Origin of the sequence: Stappia indica (genome assembly GCF_020177335.1) — a bacterium.
Classification (GTDB): Bacteria; Pseudomonadota; Alphaproteobacteria; order Rhizobiales; family Stappiaceae; genus Stappia; species Stappia indica_B.
Genome location: NZ_JAIVMG010000015.1, coordinates 69,334 through 89,721 on the forward strand (window position 1 = coordinate 69,334; position 20,388 = coordinate 89,721).

Annotated in this window: 17 protein-coding genes; 7 read left to right on the forward strand and 10 right to left on the reverse strand. The window is 66.3% G+C overall.

Annotated features, from left to right (window positions below):
- Positions 1–42: 42 nt before the first annotated feature.
- On the forward strand, positions 43–993 hold the full coding sequence (xerD, locus tag LC062_RS18170; RefSeq protein ID WP_224912441.1) for a site-specific tyrosine recombinase XerD: 951 nt from the start codon (positions 43–45) through the stop codon (positions 991–993).
- A gap of 25 nt (positions 994–1,018) precedes the next feature.
- On the opposite strand, the gene LC062_RS18175 is transcribed toward xerD, so the two are convergent.
- A complete protein-coding gene (locus LC062_RS18175) occupies positions 1,019–2,071 on the reverse strand; it encodes a MaoC family dehydratase (RefSeq protein WP_224912442.1) in 1,053 nt (350 codons plus the stop codon).
- A 202-nt stretch (positions 2,072–2,273) separates the two neighbouring features.
- Between LC062_RS18175 and LC062_RS18180 the strand changes: the two genes are divergently transcribed.
- From LC062_RS18180 to LC062_RS18190, 3 genes are all read left to right on the forward strand, one after another.
- On the forward strand, positions 2,274–2,978 hold the full coding sequence (locus LC062_RS18180; protein WP_224912443.1) for a carbonic anhydrase: 705 nt from the start codon (positions 2,274–2,276) through the stop codon (positions 2,976–2,978).
- 103 nt (positions 2,979–3,081) lie between these two features.
- Positions 3,082–4,530: a lipopolysaccharide biosynthesis protein gene (locus LC062_RS18185; protein ID WP_224912444.1), complete on the forward strand. Its 1,449-nt coding sequence runs from the start codon at positions 3,082–3,084 to the stop codon at positions 4,528–4,530.
- 122 nt (positions 4,531–4,652) lie between these two features.
- Positions 4,653–5,864: a GNAT family N-acetyltransferase gene (locus LC062_RS18190; RefSeq protein ID WP_224912445.1), complete on the forward strand. Its 1,212-nt coding sequence runs from the start codon at positions 4,653–4,655 to the stop codon at positions 5,862–5,864.
- A gap of 20 nt (positions 5,865–5,884) precedes the next feature.
- On the opposite strand, the gene LC062_RS18195 is transcribed toward LC062_RS18190, so the two are convergent.
- From LC062_RS18195 to ccrA, 3 genes are all read right to left on the reverse strand, one after another.
- Complete coding sequence (locus LC062_RS18195; protein ID WP_224912446.1) at positions 5,885–7,531, reverse strand: AMP-binding protein; 1,647 nt, start codon at positions 7,529–7,531, stop codon at positions 5,885–5,887.
- A gap of 10 nt (positions 7,532–7,541) precedes the next feature.
- Positions 7,542–8,057, reverse strand: coding sequence for a CAP domain-containing protein (locus LC062_RS18200; RefSeq protein WP_224912447.1), 516 nt, complete (start codon positions 8,055–8,057; stop codon positions 7,542–7,544).
- Positions 8,058–8,155: 98 nt separating this feature from the next.
- Positions 8,156–9,451, reverse strand: coding sequence for a crotonyl-CoA carboxylase/reductase (gene ccrA / locus LC062_RS18205; RefSeq protein ID WP_224912448.1), 1,296 nt, complete (start codon positions 9,449–9,451; stop codon positions 8,156–8,158).
- Between the two features lie 455 nt (positions 9,452–9,906).
- Here ccrA and LC062_RS18210 point away from each other — a divergent pair, with 455 nt between their 5' ends.
- Positions 9,907–11,904 carry a protein meaA gene (locus LC062_RS18210; protein WP_224912449.1) on the forward strand — a complete coding sequence of 666 codons (1,998 nt, stop codon included), beginning with the start codon at positions 9,907–9,909 and terminating at the stop codon, positions 11,902–11,904.
- Between the two features lie 88 nt (positions 11,905–11,992).
- On the opposite strand, the gene LC062_RS18215 is transcribed toward LC062_RS18210, so the two are convergent.
- Together LC062_RS18215 and lysM are read right to left on the reverse strand one after the other, a co-directional pair.
- Complete coding sequence (locus tag LC062_RS18215; RefSeq protein WP_224912450.1) at positions 11,993–12,715, reverse strand: glycoside hydrolase family 25 protein; 723 nt, start codon at positions 12,713–12,715, stop codon at positions 11,993–11,995.
- A 190-nt stretch (positions 12,716–12,905) separates the two neighbouring features.
- Positions 12,906–13,343: a peptidoglycan-binding protein LysM gene (lysM, locus tag LC062_RS18220; protein ID WP_224912451.1), complete on the reverse strand. Its 438-nt coding sequence runs from the start codon at positions 13,341–13,343 to the stop codon at positions 12,906–12,908.
- A 273-nt stretch (positions 13,344–13,616) separates the two neighbouring features.
- Between lysM and LC062_RS18225 the strand changes: the two genes are divergently transcribed.
- Positions 13,617–14,420, forward strand: a complete 804-nt coding sequence (locus LC062_RS18225) for an exodeoxyribonuclease III (RefSeq protein WP_224912452.1) — start codon at positions 13,617–13,619, stop codon at positions 14,418–14,420.
- A 31-nt stretch (positions 14,421–14,451) separates the two neighbouring features.
- Here LC062_RS18225 and LC062_RS18230 read toward each other — a convergent pair whose 3' ends face one another.
- On the reverse strand, positions 14,452–15,426 hold the full coding sequence (locus LC062_RS18230; RefSeq protein WP_224912453.1) for an NADPH:quinone oxidoreductase family protein: 975 nt from the start codon (positions 15,424–15,426) through the stop codon (positions 14,452–14,454).
- A gap of 143 nt (positions 15,427–15,569) precedes the next feature.
- On the opposite strand from LC062_RS18230, the gene LC062_RS18235 reads away from it, so the two are divergent.
- A complete protein-coding gene (locus LC062_RS18235; RefSeq protein ID WP_224912454.1) occupies positions 15,570–16,112 on the forward strand; it encodes an RNA methyltransferase in 543 nt (180 codons plus the stop codon).
- A gap of 39 nt (positions 16,113–16,151) precedes the next feature.
- Here the strand turns inward: LC062_RS18235 and holA are convergent, their stop codons facing one another.
- From holA to leuS, 3 genes are read right to left on the reverse strand one after another with little or no spacing between them, the layout of a single operon-like run.
- Entirely contained in the window at positions 16,152–17,192 is a 1,041-nt protein-coding gene (gene holA / locus LC062_RS18240; RefSeq protein WP_224912455.1) for a DNA polymerase III subunit delta, read from the reverse strand.
- 11 nt (positions 17,193–17,203) lie between these two features.
- On the reverse strand, positions 17,204–17,782 hold the full coding sequence (gene lptE, locus LC062_RS18245; RefSeq protein WP_224912456.1) for an LPS assembly lipoprotein LptE: 579 nt from the start codon (positions 17,780–17,782) through the stop codon (positions 17,204–17,206).
- Complete coding sequence (gene leuS, locus LC062_RS18250; protein WP_224912457.1) at positions 17,769–20,378, reverse strand: leucine--tRNA ligase; 2,610 nt, start codon at positions 20,376–20,378, stop codon at positions 17,769–17,771. Before leuS ends, lptE begins: the two co-directional genes overlap by 14 nt.
- Positions 20,379–20,388: the final 10 nt, after the last annotated feature.

A 20,388-nucleotide genomic window follows, 5' to 3' on the forward strand; every position in this document is an offset into this window, starting at 1 on the left:
AACGGGGACACCCCGCGACCGAACGGGAACAGGAGACCCGACGTGGCCGATAACAGCCGCCATCTGGAAACCTTTCTGGAAATGCTCTCCGCCGAACGGGGCGCGGCGGCAAACACGCTGGAAAGCTACCGGCGCGATCTTGAGGATTTCGCCGAGTTCGCCGGCGCCAATGCCACCACCCTCCTTGGCGCGAACACGGAGACGATCACCGCCTATCTCGGCGATCTGACCCACCGCGGCTTTGCCGCCAGCTCGCAGGCCCGGCGCCTGTCGGCACTGCGCCAGTTCTACAAGCACCTTTACGCAGATGGCCTGCGCGGCGACGATCCGACCCGCGCGGTGCTCGCGCCGAAAAAGCGCGCCGCCCTGCCCAAGGTGCTCAGCGTCGACGACGTGGACCTGTTGCTCAAGACCGCCGAGGCGGAAGCGCGAGCCGGCGGGGCGACCCCAGCGGCGGCGCTGCGGGCGCGGCGCCTGCACACACTGCTGGAAGTGCTCTATGCCACCGGCCTGCGGGTGTCGGAACTCGTCGCCCTGCCGCTGTCGGCTGCCCTGCGCGACGAGCGGCTGATCACCGTCAGCGGCAAGGGCAACAAGGAACGGGCCGTGCCACTCAGCCCGGCCGCGCGTAACGCAATGCGCGCCTATGTCGCCGAACGCCAGGCGCTCGAAGGTCCAAGATCGAAGGGTCAGACGGGCAGCCGCTGGCTGTTTCCCTCCCATGGCGAGAGCGGTCATTTCACGCGCCAGGCCTTTGCCCGCGACCTGAAGGCGCTGGCGGCGCGCGCCGGCCTCGACCCGCGCCTTCTCAGCCCGCATGTGCTGCGCCACGCCTTCGCCTCGCATCTCTTGCAGAATGGCGCCGATCTCAGGGTGGTACAACAGTTGCTGGGTCATGCGGATATTTCCACCACCCAGATATACACCCATGTGCTCGACGAGCGCCTGCGCGCGCTCGTCGAAGAGCATCACCCGCTGGCAAGCGGCACCTGACCGGCGCCGCCGCCATTGGGTCCGATCACTTCGGCATCAGCACCCAGTAATCGAAGTCGAGGATCACCGCCGGGTCATAGGCGCCATCCGCGCCCTTGCCGGGAAAATCGGCGCAGGGGCGATCCTTGGTGGCCAGAGTGCGCAAACGCACTGCTCCCACATCGTCGCGCCCGGAAATATCGGAGGTTTCAAGCACTTCCGACCAGGCATAGACCGTATCGCCGGCAAACAGCGGCGCCACATGGCGGCCTGCGTTGATCCCCGCGACATGGAACGCATTGGCCAGGCCGTTGAAGGACAGCGCCCGGGCCAGCGAAATCACATGGCCGCCATAGATCAGCCGGCGGCCGAACCGTCCCTGGCCTTCCGAATGCTGGTTGAAATGCACCTTCGCCGTGTTCTGGTAGAGCCGGGTGGCGATCTGGTGTTCCGCCTCCTCCACGGTCATGCCGTCCACATGGTCGATCCGCTCGCCGGCCACATAGTCGCCGAACCGGTGCGACGCGCCCGACAGATCCGTGTCCCAGGCCGTGTTGTCGATCAGCGGGCAGGCGTCACCCAGCGCGTCGGGCACGATCGCATCCGGCAGATCCGGCACCACCGGCATCGGCGCCGGCGCCGACGGGTCGCGCTTGCGCACCATCACCCAGCGCACATAGTCGAGCACCTCGGTGCCATCGTCCTTGTAGCCGGTGGAACGCACATAGACGACACCGGTCTTGCCGTTGGAGTTCTCCTTCAGGCCAATCACCTCCGACACCGCCGACAGGCTGTCGCCGGGATAGACCGGGGCCAGGAAGCGCCCGCCGGCATAGCCCAGATTGGCCACCGCGTTCAGCGAGATATCCGGCACGGTCTTGCCGAAGACGATGTGGAACACCAGAAGGTCATCCGCCGGCGCCGCCGGATAGTTCAGCGCGCGCGCGAACGCGGCCGAGGATTGCACGGCGAAACGCGAGCCATAAAGCGCGGTGTAGAGCGCGCTGTCTCCCTCCGTGACCGTGCGCGGCGTCGCGTGCCGGATCACCTGCCCAACGTAGAAGTCCTCAAAGAAATTGCCCGGATTGGTCTTGCTCAACGCCTGTTCCTTCCCTCGCCAACACCCATCTTCCGGGCCGGCCCCTTTTTCGCAGTGCCGCATTTGACCGCCTGTTTCACCGCAGCGCAATACGAACTTGGAACAATTCCCGCTCCCCCATCTGGACGTTACCCCGACTTGACCTTACGTTCCGGCCATCAGTCACGGGGCCCGGACGCCGGGCCCAGAATGGGGATTTCGCATGGCCAACGAACACTCCACCGGCGCCGAAACGCCTTCGGACGGCGCCGCACCTTCCGGTTTTCCCGATCTCCTTCTGGACGGATACCGCAACTACCTGGACCAGGCGCACGCACCGCACCGCCACAGCTACGAAAAGCTTGCCCTTTATGGCCAGCAGCCCGAGGTGATGGTGGTGTCCTGCTGCGACAGCCGGGTCACCCCGGAGGGTATCTTCGGCGCCGGCCCCGGCGAATTGTTCGTGGTCCGCAATGTCGCCAATCTGGTGCCGCCCTACGCGCCGGACGATGACTACCATTCCACCAGTGCCGCCCTCGAATTCGCCGTCCAGGCGCTGCGGGTCAAACACATCGTCGTGATGGGCCATGGCCAGTGCGGCGGCGTGAAGGCCTTCCTCAACCAGAATTCCGTTCCGCTTTCGCCGGGCGATTTCATCGGCAAATGGATGACCCTGCTGGAGCCGGCGGCCAAGTTCCAATGCCTGCCGCTGGAGCGGGAAGAGGATCCGCAGCTCGCCCTTGAATACGCCGGCGTGCGCCAGTCGCTGGAAAACCTGCGCTCCTTCCCGTGCGTCCGGATCCTTGAGGAAAAAGGCCGGCTCGCCCTGCATGGCTCCTGGTTCGACATCGGCTCGGGCGAATTGCGCCTGCTCGATCCGGCCACCGGCCGCTTCCAGGCCGCCTTCGGCTCGCCGGCCGGAACCTGACGCCCAGCAGGCGGGCTGGGGCTGGCATCTCCCCCCGCCAAGTCCCGGGTGGCGCACGGAAAATTAAGGCTCTTGGCCTAGGTTCTGTCGACGCCACCCTGGAATGGAGCCGCTGTTGTTGCGCCTGTCCCTGCTGACATGGTCCGAACGTGTTCTGCCCGCGGCCCTTTTCCGGCGCTTTCGGCCTCTGCTTGAGCATGCCGATGCGATCCTGACCGGCGACCGGGACACCTTCCGCGCCCAGCGCATGGCACTGATCATCTTTGCCGTGCGCGTGCTTGGCGCCGTTGTCGCCTACGCCTCCCAGGTCATTCTGGCACGGCTGATGGGCGGTCACGAATACGGCATCTATGTTGTCGTCTGGACCCTGGTGGTCGTGCTCGGCATCTTCGCGCCGCTCGGCTTTTCCTCCTCCGTCCTGCGCCTCATCCCCGAATATCGGGCCCACAGCACCCCGGCCCGGCTCAACGCCCTGCTGCTCGGCAGCCGCATGGTCGGCGGGCTTGCCGCGACAGGGATCGCCGCCACCGGCATGCTGGCCGTCTGGCTGCTCGGCGACCTGGTCACCTCGTATTATGTCCTGCCGCTGTTTCTCGGCGCGGTCTGCCTGCCGCTGTTCACCATCGGCAGCATTCAGGATGGCATCGCCCGGGCCTATGACTGGCCGTTGCTGGCCATGTTGCCGACCTTCATCTGGCGGCCCCTTCTGCTCCTCGGCGGGCTGTCCCTGGCGATCTGGGCCGGCGCACCGGCAAGCGCCGAAACCGCCTGCCTCATCGCCATTCTCTCCACCTGGTCGATCGCCCTTCTGCAGATGCTCGTGCTCCAGCGAGCCTTGAAGCCGCAACCGCCACGCCTGCCCGCCCGCGACAACTGGACCCTTCGCCTCTGGCTGAAGATTTCCCTGCCGATCCTGCTGGTCGAGGGCTTCTTCCAGTTGATCACCAGTGCCGATGTGGTGCTGGTCAGCCTGTGGCGCCCACCCGATGAGGTGGCGATCTATTTCGCTGCCTCGAAAACCCCGGCCATTGCCCATTTCGTCTATTTCGCGGTCCGCTCCGCGACAGCGCACCGCTTTTCCGACCTGTTTCACAAGGGCGATCACGCGGCCCTTGCAACCCTCGCCGGCAAGACCGCCCGCTGGACCTTCTGGCCCACCCTTGGCCTCTGCCTGCTGCTGGCGGCGGTCGGCCCGTTCCTGCTTGCCCTGTTCGGCCCGGGCTTCGAAAGCGGCTATCCGGTGATGCTGATCCTGCTTGCTGGCGTGCTCGCGCGGGCCTCCGTCGGGCCCGTCGATGCGCTCCTGACCATGGCCGATCAGCAGAACCGCTGCGCTATCGTCTATGCGCTGACCTTCGCCCTCAACATCACCCTCAATATCCTGCTCATTCCCCGGTTCGGCATTCTGGGTGCCGCCATCGCCACCAGCATCGCCATGTGCTTCGAGGCCGCCGCACTCTGCCATCAGGCCCACACCCGGCTCGGTCTGCGCACCTTCGTATGGACCGTCACCCGCAGAACCACACCGTACGAGCCTCGCGAGCAGGATTAACCACCGCCAACCAAAAACCGCCAGAAACCGCCAGAAACCGATGAAGAGTGTGGCATGATCGCCTCTGCAATCACCCCGCGTTGTCTGTCCCTTTCCCCGGGGCGGCCGGAAGGATCGGTCCAATGGCAGTTGCCGAGCACACTCAAGCCCCGCCGACATCGCGCCCCGGACCGGGGCCGGACGGCATGACCGGCCTGTGCTTCGCCCCGGAGGAGGCCGAAACGCATCTCGCCGACTGGACCCGGCTGGCGGACCGGGCCGTCGAGCCCAACCCGTTCTTCCGGCCGGAATTCCTGTTGCCGTATCTGGCCCGGATGGCCCCCGGGCGCGGCCGGATCTGCGTCGTTCGCCGCCCCGGCGACGGCGCCTTTCTGGCGCTGATGCCCTTTTGCCGCCGCCGTCCGGGACTGCTGTTTCCAGCCCTCACTGCCCTTGTCGAAGAATACGGGCCGCTTGGCACGCCTCTGGTCGCGCCCGAGGCGGATACGGCGACGCTCAAGACACTCTTCGCCACCGCAAGAAAAACCTTCGGCTCCGGTCCGATGACGCTCCCCTATCAGCGCACCGATGGCCCGGTGTTCGACCTGCTTCAGGACCTCGCCGCTCAGGATGGCGGACACCTGGAACTCGACAGCGAACAGGTGCGCGCAGGACATGCGACCGGCCCCACCGGCCAGGAACAATACGACCTGGTCGGCACCAGCCGCCGGCGGGAAATCGAACGGCAGTTGCGGCGGCTGAAGGACCTGGGTGCCGTCCAATTGACCAGCGTCGATGGGCGACAGGAGGTGTTGCCCGCCTTTGAGGGCTTCCTTCAACTCGAAGCGAGCGGCTGGAAGGGGACGAACGGCACCGCCCTTGCCAGCCAGCCCGCCAGCCTCGCCTTCGCCCGCGACTTCATCAAGGCCCAGGCGAAGGCCGGCCGGGTGCGGATCGACCGTCTCACCCTCGACGGAACACCAATCGCCGCCATGGTGATGCTGCGCGACGGCCACCGCATCTGGTCGTGGAAGATCGCCTATGACGAGCGCTATGCGCGCTACTCTCCCGGCGCGCAGATCACCCGTTATTCCATGCGGCAGGATCTGGCCGAACCGGGGCTGGCGGAGGCGGATTCACTCGCGGTCCCGCATCATCCGATGATCACGCCGCTCTGGCGCGGCACCGTGCCCTACGCCACCGTGCTGCTGGCACGCGGCGCCCTGGCCTCCACGCGCTGCCGCCTGCTTCGCTTCGATCTTGCGATGACCCGCTCCCTGCGCCAGCTGGCGAAGGCCGGCCTTCGCCGCCTGCGCGCCGGGCGCGGAAAAAGCGGCGCGACGACAGCGACCTGAGCCCCGACGTCGCGGCAGGCCTACTCTTCGGAGATCCCGGCTACGGCAGAAATTTCTTCCCGCAACAATCGCCGGATCACCTTGCCGGTCGTCGTCAGCGGCAACGCATCCACGAACGCCACCTCGCGCGGGTATTCATGGGCGGACAGGCGCGTGCGCACATAACCGCGAATGCTCTCTTCCAGGTCCTGGCCCGCAGCAGCCCCATCCCTTGGCACGACGAATGCCTTGACGATCTCCGTGCGCAGCGCATCGGGCTTGCCGACGACAGCGGCGAGCGCCACATCGGGGTGGGAGAGCAGGCAATCCTCGATCTCGCCCGGGCCAATCCGGTACCCCGCCGAGGTAATGATGTCGTCGTCCCGCCCGACGAAATGCACATAGCCTTCGTCATCGGCGACGCCCTGGTCGCCCGTGACCATCCAATCGCCGACGAACTTCGCCCGGGTCGCTCCCGGGTCGCCCCAGTATTCCAGAAACATCACCGGATCGGGCCGGCAGATCGCGATCTGCCCCTGTACCTCCGGCGCGCAGATCGCGCCCGATGGGTCGATGATCGCCACCTCATGTCCCGGCACCGGCTTGCCGATAGCCCCGGCCCGGCTGACGCCGATGGCCGCGCAGGAGGCCAGCACTGCGTTGCATTCCGTCTGGCCGTAGAATTCGTTGACGGCGAGGCCGAGCTCCTCGCGAACCCAGTCATAGGTCTCGCGGCCCAGCGCCTCTCCGGCCGATCCGATGCTGCGCAGACGCAGATCGAACCTCGCCCGTGGCCGCGCCACCGTACGCAGCATCTTCAGGGCGGTGGGCGGGATGAAGGCATTGCGCACCCCCGCCCCGGCCATCAACGCGAAGGCCTGCTCCGGATCGAACTTCTCGAACCGATGGGCGAGCACCGGCACGCCGAGCGACAAGGCCGGCAACAGCGCGTTCAACAGACCGCCAGCCCAGGCCCAGTCCGCCGGCGTCCAGAACAGATCCCCCGCGCAGGGCATGAACTCATGCGCCATCTGGATGCCCGGCAGATGCCCCGGCAGCACCTTGTGACCATGCAGCGCGCCCTTGGGCGGCCCGGTGGTTCCGGAGGTGTAAATCATCATCGCCGGGTCGTCCGGCGTGGTCGAAACCGGATCGAAGGCATCCCGTCCGGCGGCCACCAGCGTCTCGAAACAGGCCGCGCCGGCGGCAGCGCCATCGACCGAGATCAGCAAGGACAGGTTTGGCAGCTCGTCGCGGATTTCGGCGACCTTCGCCACCCCAGCCGCATCCGTGATCACCGCCCGGGTGCCGGAATTGGCCAACCGATAGCGCAGCGCCTCGACGCCGAACAGATTGGCCAGCGGCACGGCGATCGCCCCGAGCTTGTAGACCGCCAGATGGGATAGCAGCGTCTGCGGCGATTGCGGCAGGAGCAGCGCCACCCGCATGCCCCGACCGATCCCTTGCGCCCGCAGGGCGTTGGCCAGACGGTTGGACTGACGCGCCAACGCGCCGTAGCTCCACGGCTCGACCGCACCGCCAAGCTCCCGATGATAGAAAAGCGCCACCCGGTCCGGCTCCCGTGCCGCCCAGCGATCGCAGGCGGCAACGGCGATGTTGTAGTGCGCCGGGATCTGCCAGCGGAAGCGTTCGCGCAGGTCCCGGTAGGTCTCGGCCCGTTGCAGCATCGTCAGGCCCTCAAGGCGCCGGTGCCGCCAGCACCAGCGACCAGAACACCTTGTGCTTCGAACCGGAGGAATAGGCGGTGGCGATGCCCATGCGGGTCGCCTTGGCATCGCGCATCACCGCGTCATGCGCGGGAGAATCGCGCCAGCCGGAGAACGCCTCGGCCAGCGTGCGGTAGCCGGCGCTGACATTTTCCACCGCATAGGTCTTCGGCTCGCCGGCGGCGGCCATGCGCGCGGCAAGGCGGTTTTCCCCCTCCAGCGAGGCGCGAACGGTGCCGGCGGCGGCCATGGCCGTAGCCTGCTGGCGGGCGGCCCGCATCAGCGCCGGATCGATCGTCAGCGGCGGAAGCCCCCGGGTTTGCCGATAGCTGCCGATCATCTGCGCCGCCGAAGCGGCGTCGACCGTCGCATCGACCCGGGCCATGCTCTTGTAATAGGGAGGGACCGCGTCCCGATCGGGCAGGCAGCCGGCGGTCAACGTGCCCGCGAAAAGGGCCAGAACCGGCATCAAGCGTGTGAAGGTCATTCCGCCCTCATACAGCGCCGACGCGGCCGGCGCGAGAATTTTCTGCCGCCGGGGCAGGCCATACGGCGCTCCGGCGGCAGGGATCACGCGAGGATCGATCAGCCGCGACCGACCGCCAGCGCGTCTTCCAGGGTGCGAAGACCCGTGGTCGGCGCGTTGACCAGCACCGCCATGTTGCCCGGCGCATGCTGGTTCTTCCACATCTTGGTGTGCGCCTGGGGGATTTCCTCCCAGGGGAACACCTCGCTCATGCACGGGTCGATGCGCCGGTCGATGACGAACTGGTTCGCCTCGGACGCCTGCTTCAGATGGGCGAAATGGGAGCCCTGCACCCGCTTCTGCCGCATCCAGACATAGCGCGCGTCGAAGGTCAGGTTGAAACCGGACGTGCCGGCGCAGAACACCACCATGCCGCCACGCTTGGCCACCAGGCAGGACACCGGGAAGGTCGCCTCGCCCGGGTGCTCGAACACCATGTCGACGTCATTGCCCTTGCCGGTGATGTCCCAGATCGCTTTGCCGAACCGCCGCGCTTCCTTGAGCCAGGCGTTGTATTCGGGCGAGTTGACCTTGGGCATCTGCCCCCAGCAGTCGAAGTCCTTGCGGTTGATCACCCCGCGCGCACCGAGCGACAGGACGTAATCCCGCTTGTCCTCGTCCGAAATGACGCCGATGGCATTGGCGCCGGCCGCGGCGGCAAGCTGCACCCCGAACACGCCAAGACCACCCGAAGCGCCCCAGATCAGCACGTTCTGCCCCGGACGCAGCTGATGCGGCGCATGGCCGAACAGCATCCGGTAGGCGGTGGCGAGGGTCAGCGTGTAACAGGCGCTTTCCTCCCAGGTCAGATGCTTCGGCCGCGGCATCAACTGCTGCGACTGCACCCGGCAGAACTGGGAGAACGACCCATCCGGCGTCTCATACCCCCAGATCCGCTGGGAAGCGGAGAACATCGGATCGCCGCCGTTGCACTCCTCGTCGTCTCCATCGTCCTGATTGCAATGGATGATGACCTCGTCGCCGACCTTCCAGCGCTTCACCTTGGAGCCGACCGCCCAGACGATGCCCGAGGCGTCGGAGCCGGCGATGTGATACGGCAGGTCATGCACCTTGAACACCGAGATCGGTTCGCCAAGCCCCGCCCAGATGCCGTTGTAGTTGACGCCCGCGGCCATCACCAGAACCAGCACCTCGTTGCTGTCCAGCTCCCAGGTCGGGACCACTTCCAGCTTCATCGAGGTTTCCGGCGGACCATGCCGGTCCGGGCGGATCGCCCAGGCGTACATGTTCTTCGGCACGTGGCCGAGCGGCGGGATCTCGCCAATTTCGTACAGATCCTTCAACGGCTTCTCCTCCGCTGCCCGGTTGTCATTCGCTAGTGCCCCGGAACTCATGCCAATCACATCCTCCCTGTTCCCGGTTTCCCGTCAACCCGTTTCCGGCGCCGTCCGCATGACAGCACCGCACACCCGTCCGTTCCCAACGCGCCAGCTGCCGGAAATCGACCGGCGGATGGCGCTCAACCCGTCAGTTCCGCGTGGCTGAAGCCCGATGCTGCGCCGCCGCATCAGCCTCTCGCCAACCCCGTCCCAACGCGGTTTCCCGCTTACAGCACGAAACTATCGTGCTAAAAACAGGGGGTACGCTATTGGACTATTGCTTAATTTACGCATTTGCCCAAGACTGTTTTTGCATCGCACATAGAAATTGTGCACATGCACCCGCTCGGGCACCGGCCCGGGCGCCATCAATCGGACCGTCCGGATGCCCGCCGTACCTTGGCGGATCGGGCGAAAATCAGCAAAATGCCCGTTCGACTGAAGCGCGGGCGCGGGAGTGAGGAGACCCCATGAGCAAGACCCCTTCGGACACGCCGCATCGGGACCGCCCGTGGATTTTCCGCACCTACGCAGGACATTCGACCGCGCGGGATTCCAACCGGCTCTACCGGACGAACCTTGCCAAGGGCCAGACCGGCCTGTCGGTCGCCTTCGATCTGCCGACCCAGACCGGCTACGATCCCGATCATGCGCTGTCGCGCGGCGAGGTAGGCAAGGTCGGCGTGCCGATCGCCCATCTGGGAGACATGCGAGCGCTCTTCTCCGATATTCCGCTGGAGAAGATGAACACCTCCATGACAATCAACGCCACCGCCCCGTGGCTGCTGGCGCTTTATGTGGCCGCCGCGGACGAGCAGGGCGCGGATCGCAAGCTGCTGGCCGGCACCACCCAGAACGACCTCATCAAGGAATACCTGTCGCGTGGCACCTATGTGTTCCCGCCGGCCCCGTCGCTGCGCCTGACCCGCGACGTGATCGCCTGGACCTATACCGAGATGCCCAAGTGGAACCCGATGAACGTGTGTTCCTATCACCTTCAGGAGGCCGGTGCGACGCCGGTGCAGGAGCTGTCCTTCGCCCTGGCCACCGCAATCGCCATCCTCGACGAGGTGCGCGACAGCGGCGCCATCCCGCCGGCGGATTTTTCCAAGGCGGTCGGCCGCATCTCCTTCTTCGTCAACGCCGGCATGCGCTTCATCACCGAGGTGTGCAAGATGCGCGCCTTCGCCGAGCTGTGGGACGAGATCTGCCGCGAGCGCTATGACGTTGCCGACGAGCGGCACCGGCGCTTCCGCTATGGTGTCCAGGTCAATTCGCTCGGCCTGACCGAGCAGCAGCCGGAAAACAACGTCTACCGCATCCTGATCGAGGCGCTGGCCGTCGTCCTGTCGAAGAACGCCCGCGCCCGCGCGGTGCAGCTTCCCGCCTGGAACGAGGCCCTCGGCCTGCCCCGGCCGTTCGACCAGCAATGGTCGCTGCGGGTGCAGCAGATCCTCGCCTACGAGACCGACCTTCTCGAATACGCCGATATCTTCGACGGATCGACGGTGATCACCGCCAAGGTCGAGGCGTTGAAAGAGGAAGCGCGCGCCGAACTCGCCCGCATCGAGGAGATGGGCGGGGCCATTGCCGCGGTGGAATCGAGCTACATGAAACAGGCGCTGGTTGCCTCCAATGCCCAGCGCCTCGCTGCCATCGAAGCGGGCGAGCAGATCGTCGTCGGCGTCAACAAGTTCACCGAAAGCGAGCCCTCGCCGCTGGCCGCCGGCGAGGATGGCGGCATCCTCACCGTGCCCGAACATGTGGAGGCGGAAGCCATCGAGACCCTGCAGGCCTGGCGGGCGGAACGGGACGGCGATGCCGCCGCAAGAGCCCTGGCCGCGCTGAAGGAAGCGGCCCAGGAGGGGCGCAATATCATGGAGCCGTCGATTGCCGCGGCCAAGGCCGGCGTCACCACCGGCGAATGGGGCGCGGCGCTGCGCGAGGTGTTCGGCGAATACCGGGCCCCCACCGGGGTCGGCAAGGCGGCGCGCAGCGACGGCGGCGATCTGGACGAGGTGCGCAGTGCCGTCGACACGGTCTCGGCCAAGCTCGGCCGCCGGCTCAAGTTCCTGGTTGGCAAGCCTGGTCTCGACGGCCATTCCAACGGAGCGGAACAGATTGCCGTGCGGGCCCGCGACTGCGGCATGGAAGTGGTCTATGAGGGCATCCGCCTGACCCCGGCGCAGATCGTCAACGCCGCGCTGGAAGAGGATGTCCATGTCATCGGCCTGTCGATCCTCTCCGGCTCCCATCTGGCGCTGGTGCGCGACGTGATGGAGCGGCTGCGAGCCAGCGGCATCGATGACATCCCGCTTATCGTCGGCGGTATCATCCCCGATGAGGACGCGGCGGCACTGCGCGCCATGGGCGTTGCCGCGGTCTACACACCGAAGAACTTCCAGCTCACCGACATCATGCGGGAAGTGGTGGAGATCGTCGGCGCCCGCGCCGAGGTGGCCGCCTGACGACAGGTCTCAAACACGCCTTTCCGCCGCGCCCCCGTCCGAGGGGGAGGGCGGCGGAAAGGCATCGGGTACGAACCGGCAGCAGCCGCTATCGCTCCAGCTCGCCCTTCAGCCAATCGCGCCACTGGGAGCGGGTGCCGAAGAAGACGTTGCGGTCGATATTGCCGTCGACGCCATCGACCCGGCCTTCGGCGGTATACTGCCAGAACACCCAGTTGCCGCGCTTTTCATACTTGCGGTTGGGGTGGCTCGCCACCGAACGCAGCCAGAAATCATACTCATGCTTGGCGCCAACCAGCCGGTCGCGGTGGAAGTCGACGGAGGAATAGATCACCGGGCTCTTGCCGTAGTGCTCTTCCATCGCCTCCAGGAAGACCCGCATGTCGCGCAAGAGCTGCGCCCGCGGCGGCCGCTCGCGGCAGGTCTTGGAATGGGCGTTCCACTCCATGTCCAGCACCGGCGGCAACGCATCCGGATCCACCGGCACATTGGCAAAGAACCAGGAAATCTGCTCCTCGACCGGACGGCAGAAGTAATAGAAATGGTAGGCGCCGCGCGGCACCCCGGCGGCCTTGGCCCTGACCCAGTTCTCCATGAACTTCGGGTCGACATAGTCCCCGCCCTCGGTCGCCTTGATCCAGGCGAATTCGGTGCCCGCGCGCTTGACCCGGTGCCAATCGATGTCGCCCTGATAGCGCGACACATCAATGCCATGGATAGCGAAATCCTCCGGCGTCGGGTCCGGAAAATCAAAGGCCGCACAGGCGGCCAGCGAGACTGCACAGATCAAGGACAACACGCGCGCCAGCATCACTCTCTCTCGGTCCCCTCAGGCTCAAGGCCTATGCCCACCAGCGGGAGAGGACCGTATTGGCAAACCGTTAAGGATTGGCTTACCAACCGAACCGCGCGGAAATGCGATGCGTCCGGAACGCAAATGAAACTTCACGAAAATGTGAACGGATGCGCTCCTGGCGCATCCGTTCGGACTGACAAGCGGGTCAACCGAGCGTGGGAATCCGCAGCACCTGACCGGGATAGATCTTGTCCGGGTTCGACAGCATCGGTGTGTTGGCCTCGTAGATCGCCATGTATTTGGAGCCGTCTCCATAGACCGTCGCAGCCACCGCCCACAGGGTGTCGCCCTTGGCAACCGTATGGAACCGCGCCTCCGGCGCCGCTTCGGTGACCGCGATCTCTTCCTCCACCTTGGCGATGCCAAGCACATTGCCGGCGGCGAGAATCAGCTTTTCTCGCGCCTCCTGGGTCGGCGCCGCCCCGGCGATCTTCACCGTGTCGCCGGCGACCTCGACCTTGACATCGCCATCGAGCCCCAGATCGGCGACCTCCTTCTCGATGGCCGCCGCCGCCTCCGCTTCCGGCTCGTCGCCGCCGAACAAGGATTTGCCGGCATCCTTCACGAAATCGAAAAAACCCATGTCACTCTCCCGTCTCCGCCGGCGCTTGGACCGGCGCTTTGCGACGCACCTGACGGACCTGCCGCCATGAGTGCCCCGGGCCCTTCATGCCTGGGGCGCAGCCATTAATGCGGAGAAGAACAGAGGGCGCAAGCGCGGAAGGCTGGCGCCGGCAAGAGCCGCCCCTTGAAACCGCCGCACGGGACTGGCATGTCATCGGGAGCGATCCGGCGCGCCCCGAGCGGTTCCGGAGCGCCCTCGCCCTTGACCCTCGCGCGAAAGTGACGACACCGCATGACCGACAGCCTGACGATCGCCACCTGGAACATCAATTCGGTGCGCCTGCGCCTGCCGATCGTCGAAAGGTTCCTGCAGGAGCACGCCCCGGACGTTCTCTGCCTGCAGGAAACCAAGTGCCCCGATGGCAACTTCCCGCTCGCCGCCCTGCGCAAGCTTGGCTACGAGCACATCGCCATCAACGGTCAGAAGGGCTACAACGGCGTCGCAACCCTTTCGCGGCGACCTTTCCTCGCCGAGGAGCGACGCGGCTTTTGCGATAAGGGCGACAGCCGGCACGTGGCCACCGACATCGCCTTTGCCGGTGACAAGCTCAGCCTGCACAATTTCTATGTTCCGGCCGGCGGCGACGAGCCGGACCCGGAGGTCAACGACAAATTCGCCCACAAACTGGCATTCCTCGACGAGATGGGCGACTGGTTTGCCGGCTTTTCATCCCCGTCCGTGGTGGTCGGCGATCTCAATATCGCGCCCTACGAACATGACGTCTGGTCGCACAAGGCGCTTTTGAAGGTGGTCAGCCATACGCCGGGCGAATGCGACAAGCTGGAGGCGGTGCGCGAGGCCGGGAACTTCCAGGACATCATGCGCCGCTTCGTGCCGGCAGAGGAAAAGCTCTACACTTGGTGGAGCTACCGGGCGCGCGACTGGTCGGCGGCCGACAAGGGGCGCCGCCTCGATCACATCTGGGCCACGGCAGACCTTGGCGCCACCGCAACCGGAATGGAAGTGCTGCGCGAGGCCCGGGGCTGGGAAAAGCCCTCCGACCACGCGCCCGTGCTGATGCACCTCAAGGCCTGAGGCCCGCGCGTCCGGGCGGGATGTGCTTGCACTACATCCGGATGATCACCTTGCCCTGTGCCTTGCGGTCCGCCAGTTCGCGCAAGGCGCGGGGCGTTTCCTCCAGCGGGAACACCCCATGCACATGCGGGGTGATCTGGCCATCGAGAACCCAGCCGAGAAGCTGCTCCATGTTCTGCCGATGCGCCTCGGGTTCACGCACCAGCGCCTCGCCCCAGAACACCCCAAGCACGTCGCAGCCCTTCAGCATCACCAGATTGAGCGGCAGCTTCGGAATCTCGCCGGCGGCAAAGCCGATCACCAGATAGCGGCCGCGCCAACCGGTCGCCCTGAGCGCCGCTTCCGCGTAAGTCCCGCCGACCGGGTCATAGACCACATCGACGCCGCGGCCGTCGGTCAGCGCCTTCAGGCGGATCTTCAGATCCTCCTCGCCGTAGTTGACGAGCTCGTCCGCGCCATGGGCCCGCGCCAGTGCCAGCTTTTCCGCGCTTGAGGCGCAGGCGATCACCCGGGCGCCCATCGTCTTGGCAAGCTCCACCGCCGCCAGGCCAACCCCGCCGGAGGCGCCAAGCACGGCGACGGTCTCACCCGACCGGAGACCCGCGCGGTCCTTGAAGGCGTGCAGGGTGGTGCCATAGGTGACGGTCAACCCGGCCGCCTGTTCAAAGCCCACCCCGTCCGGCAGCGCCACCAAGTCCTTCTCGGTCGCAAGAACCTCCTCGCGCACCGCCCCCCAGCGGATATAGCCCATCACCCGGTCGCCCGGCTCGAACAGCTCCACCCCCTCGCCGACGGCACTCACCGTGCCGGCGAATTCCGCCCCGGGAGAAAACGGCGGCTCGGGGCGAAACTGGTATTTGCCCCGGATCAACAGCGTGTCGAAGAAATTCAGCGCTGCCGCCCGCACCCGGACGACCACCTCGCCCGGACCGGGCGCGGCCGTCGCCAGATCGCGAACAACAAGATCCTCAGGCGCGCCAAGGCGCTCGCACAACACCGCTTTCACCGGATACCCCCTCCGCTCACCGTCTACTCTCCTCGCCTAGCATGGACACGGATGGGGGAAAAGCCGGCGCAAGGCATGGCTTGCCTTGCGCGCGCCCTGCCGCTATGTCCGGACACCCCAACACAACGATCCAGGCAGGTCCCATGCGCGGTTATTTCGCCGTTGGCGCGGAAGGCATTTCCAAACCGATGAATCTCGGCAACCTGATGCGCTCGGCCCATGCCTTCGGCGCCAGCTTCTTCTTCACCGTTGACGCGGACACGCGGATCCGCAAGGCGCCACCCTCCGACACCTCCAAGAGCACCGGCCATCTGCCGCTGTTTCACTGGCCGGCGATCGACGACATGGACCTGCCGAGCGGTTGCCAGCTCGTCGGAGTGGAACTGACCGACGACGCGGTCGACCTGCCCAGCTTCATGCATCCGCTGCAGGCGGCCTATGTGCTTGGGCCGGAACGGGGGTCGCTGTCACCGGAAATGCAGGCACGCTGCGCCCATATCATCAAGATCCCGACCAAGTTCTGCATCAACATCGCCGTGGCCGGGGCGATCGTGCTTTACGACCGGCACCGGGTGCATGGTCAGTATGCCGACCGGCCGGTGACCGCCGGAGGCCCAAAGACACCGCGCGCCGCGCACAAGCACGGCGGCCCGATCATGCGCTCCGGGCGCAAGATCCCCGGCTGAGGCCTCCTCGCCAGCTCGTCCTGTTCGGGTGTGTGGCCCCTAACGCCGGGCGCGCTGACGCGCCACCCGGGCGAGGATCAGCAGCACATCGCTGACCAGCGCCGCGCCGAGGGTCGGGACCTTTCGCGCCTCGGCCACCACCGCCGCCAGGCGTTCGCCGGCGCGGGACAGATCGCTCGCGCGCCACAGCATCACCTGCCGCGACACCGCCGGCTGCCGCTTGAAGAACACCGGCGGACGCGATTGGGAAATCACCTGATTGGCCGGAACGCCCCGGTCGACCTCGGCCCGGGCGCGGGCCAGGAACTGGAAATGGCGCAAGGCCATGTTGGCCAAGACGTCCGGCCGCATGCCCGCCGCCTCCAGCCGTTCCAACCCGTGATCGAGGGTCTTCAGATCGCCCAGCGCCGCCGCGTCGATCAGCTCATCGACGGCAAAGGCCGAGGCATCGCCAATGATGGCCTCCACATCCGCCACCTCGATGCGCTCGCGCCCATGGGCATAAAGGCAAAGCTTCTGCACCTCGCCCCGGCTCGCCAGCCGGTCAGCGCCCAGAAGGCTCATCAGCGCCATGCGCGCCTCGCGGGAAATCGACAGTTCGGCGGCGCGTAATTCGCCGTCGATCAGCTTTTCCAGATCGCGCTCGGCATCCACATAGCAAGGGATCGCCACCGCGCCGCGATCCGCCTCGACCTTCTTGCGCAGGCCGACGCCTTTTTTCAGATCGCCCGCCTCGATCACCACCAGCGCATTGGCCGGATCGAGCTGGCCGAGCAGCGGCTCCACCGCCGGCACCAGGTTCTTGCCCGCCCCGTCGCGCACCCAAACCACCCGGCGCCCGCCGAAGAGCGGAATGGTCAGCGCCTCGTCGATCAGCCGGGAGGGGTCGGACACCACCTCGCCCGCATCGAGCTTCACCAGGGAAAACGGATCGTCGGTCCCGCCCGAGGCGGCCTGCACCAGGGCGGAAGCCCGCTCCGACACCAGCCCCACATCCGGCCCAAAGACCAGGATGAGCGGGACATCCGCCGGCGGACGGGCCAGAAACCGGTCGACATCGCCGGCCTTGAGCGCGACCATCTTTCGCCTCCTCAGCCGCGCGCGGCGAAGAAGCCCGCGATCCGCGTCTGGATATCGGCCGCCACCGCCTTGGCCGCCCGGTTCTCCGCATCCCGCTCCGCTCGAAGGTTGGCGAAACGCTGGCTGGAGAAGTCGAACGAGGCCGAACCGAAGGCACGGCCGGTGGTCAGGGTGCGGTCGCCCTCGATCTCGCTCAACACATAACTGGCGTTGACGGTCACCGTGTAGGCGGAGGGCACGTCCGCCAGTCGCTCCACGCCGACCTCGCTCAAAGGACGGTTGATGATGATCTTCAACCGGTACCGTGCCGGGGCGGCTTCCCGCCCCCGCCGGAAGCCGAAGACCAGTTCGTTGCGCAGCACCTGTCCGACACGAGCGAGATCCAGCGTCGAACCGCTGGTGACCTCGCCGATGTCGATCGCCGCCAGATCGTCGGCAACGCCCGGCACGCCGGGTGCGCTGTCGAGGCTGCCGTAAAGCGGGCGCACCTGACAGCCGCCGAGCGCCATGGCACCGATGGCGCCAAGCCCGAGACCAAGAAAGACGCGGCGGCCCGGCGCCGCCGGGCGGTTGCGATCAGACGACGACATTGACGATCCTTTGCGGCACCACGATGATCTTGCGTGCCGTTTTACCCGCCAATGCGCGCACGACCGCCTCCAGTTCCAGAGTAGCCGCTTCGACCTCCTCCTTGGAAGCCTCGCGCGCAATCGTCAGGTCCGCACGCTTCTTGCCATTGACCTGAACCGGCAGGGTGATGGTGTTTTCCACCAGCAGATCCTGCTCCACCTCGGGCCAGCCGGTCATGGCCAGGATGCCCTCATGGCCAAGTGCGCGCCAGCATTCCTCGGCAAGATGCGGGGCCATCGGCGCCATCAGCTGCACCAGGAAATCCGCCGCCTCGCGCAAAGCAAAGGCCATGTCCGGACCGGACACCCCGCCCTGATGCGCCTTGGACAGCGTGTTGACCAGCTCATAGACCCGGGCAACGGCCCGGTTGAACGCCAGCCCCTCGAAATCGCCGGACACGGCGACACAGATCTTGTGCGTGGCCCGGCGCAGGGCCGTGGCCGCCTCGCCAAATGCCTCCGGGCGCGGTCCCGCCGGCACCGTCTCGGCGATATCGCCGATCAGCCGCCAGACCCGCTGCATGAAGCGCCAGGCGCCCTGGACGCCATCCTCGGTCCATTGCACGTCCCGCTCCGGCGGGCTGTCGGACAGCATGAACCAGCGTGCGGTATCCGCCCCGTAGGTTTCGATGATGTCCGAAGGGTCGACGGTGTTCTTCTTCGACTTGGACATCTTCTCGATCGAGCCGATGGTCACATCCGCGCCGCCGTCGATCAGCACCGCCTTGCGCGCATCGCCGTCGCCGTCGATCCGCACCTCGGCCGGCGAGGCCCAGGCCCCATCCGGCTTGCGGTAGGTCTCGTGGGTGACCATGCCTTGCGTGAACAGCCCCTTGAACGGCTCCTTCACGCCGAGATGGCCGGTCGCGCACATCGCCCGGGCGAAGAAGCGCGAGTAGAGGAGATGCAGGATCGCGTGCTCGATGCCGCCGATATACTGGTCCACCGGCAGCCAGGCATCGGCCACCGCCTTGTCCGTCGGCGTCGCCGCCTTGGAATCGGTGAAGCGGGCGAAGTACCAGGAAGAATCGACGAAGGTGTCCATCGTGTCGGTTTCGCGCCGCGCATCCTTGCCGCAGCACGGACAGGCGACGTTCCGCCAGGTCGGATGCCGGTCGAGCGGGTTGCCCGGCTTGTCGAAGTCGATGTCGTCCGGCAGCTTGACCGGCAGGTCCTCGACCGGAACCGGAACCACGCCGCAGGCCTCGCAATGGATCACCGGGATCGGGCAGCCCCAGTAGCGCTGACGCGAAATGCCCCAGTCACGCAGACGGTAGTTGACCTGGCGCGCGCCCTGCGGCGCCCCGTCGATCTCGCGCGCTTCCAGCGTGGAGGCGGCCGCCTCCTTCGCCTCGGCGATCGTCATCCCGTCCATGAAGCCGGAATTGAAGATCTTCCCCTCATCGGTGAAGGCTTCCGTGCCAACCTCGAAGGTCGCCGGATCGGCGCCTTCCGGCAGCACCACCGGCTTCACCGGCAGCCCATACTTGCGTGCGAAATCAAGGTCGCGCTGGTCATGGGCCGGACAGGCGAAGATCGCCCCGGTGCCATAGTCCATCAGAATGAAGTTGGCGATGTAGACCGGCAGCGTCAGCGACGGATCGAGCGGATGCTCCACCGTCAGACCCGTGTCGATGCCGATCTTCTCCGCCGTCTCGATCGCCTCGGCGGAGGTACCCGTCTTGCGACATTCGGCGATGAAGGCGGCGATCTTCGGATCGCTCTCCGCCAGCTTGGCCGAAATCGGATGGTCGGGCGACAGCCCCATGAAGGAGGCGCCGAACAGGGTGTCGGGACGGGTGGTGAAGATCTCCAGCACGGTGTCGCCGGTCGGCGCGGGCGTGGTAAAGGCGAAGCGCACGCGCAGGCCCTCGGACCGGCCGATCCAGTTCTTCTGCATCAGCCGGACCTTTTCCGGCCAGCGGTCGAGCGTGTCGAGCGCCGACAGCAACTCCTCCGACCAATCGGAGATCTTGAAGAACCACTGGGTCAGCTCGCGCTGCTCCACCAGCGCGCCGGAGCGCCAGCCGCGCCCGTCGATCACCTGCTCGTTGGCCAGCACGGTCATGTCGACCGGATCCCAATTGACCTTCGAGTTCTTGCGATAGGCGAGCCCCGCCTTCAGGAAATCGAGGAACAGGCGCTGCTGCTGCGCGTAATAGTCCACATCGCAGGTCGCGAATTCCCGCGCCCAGTCGAGCGACAGGCCCATGATCTTGAGCTGGCCACGCATCGCCGCGATGTTCTCGTAGGTCCAGTCGCGCGGATGCACCTTGTTCTGCATCGCCGCGTTTTCCGCCGGCATGCCGAAGGCATCCCAGCCCATCGGATGCAGCACATTGAACCCGCGAGCCCGCTTGTAGCGCGCCACCACATCGCCCATGGCGTAGTTGCGCACATGCCCCATGTGGATGCGCCCGGAGGGGTAGGGGAACATCTCAAGCACATAGTATTTCGGCCGGGGATCGTCATTCACCGTGGTGAACACGTTGTTTTCGTCCCAGACCCGTTGCCAGCGGCTTTCCGCTTCGCGGGCGTTGTAGCGCTCCGTCGCCATGATATTGATT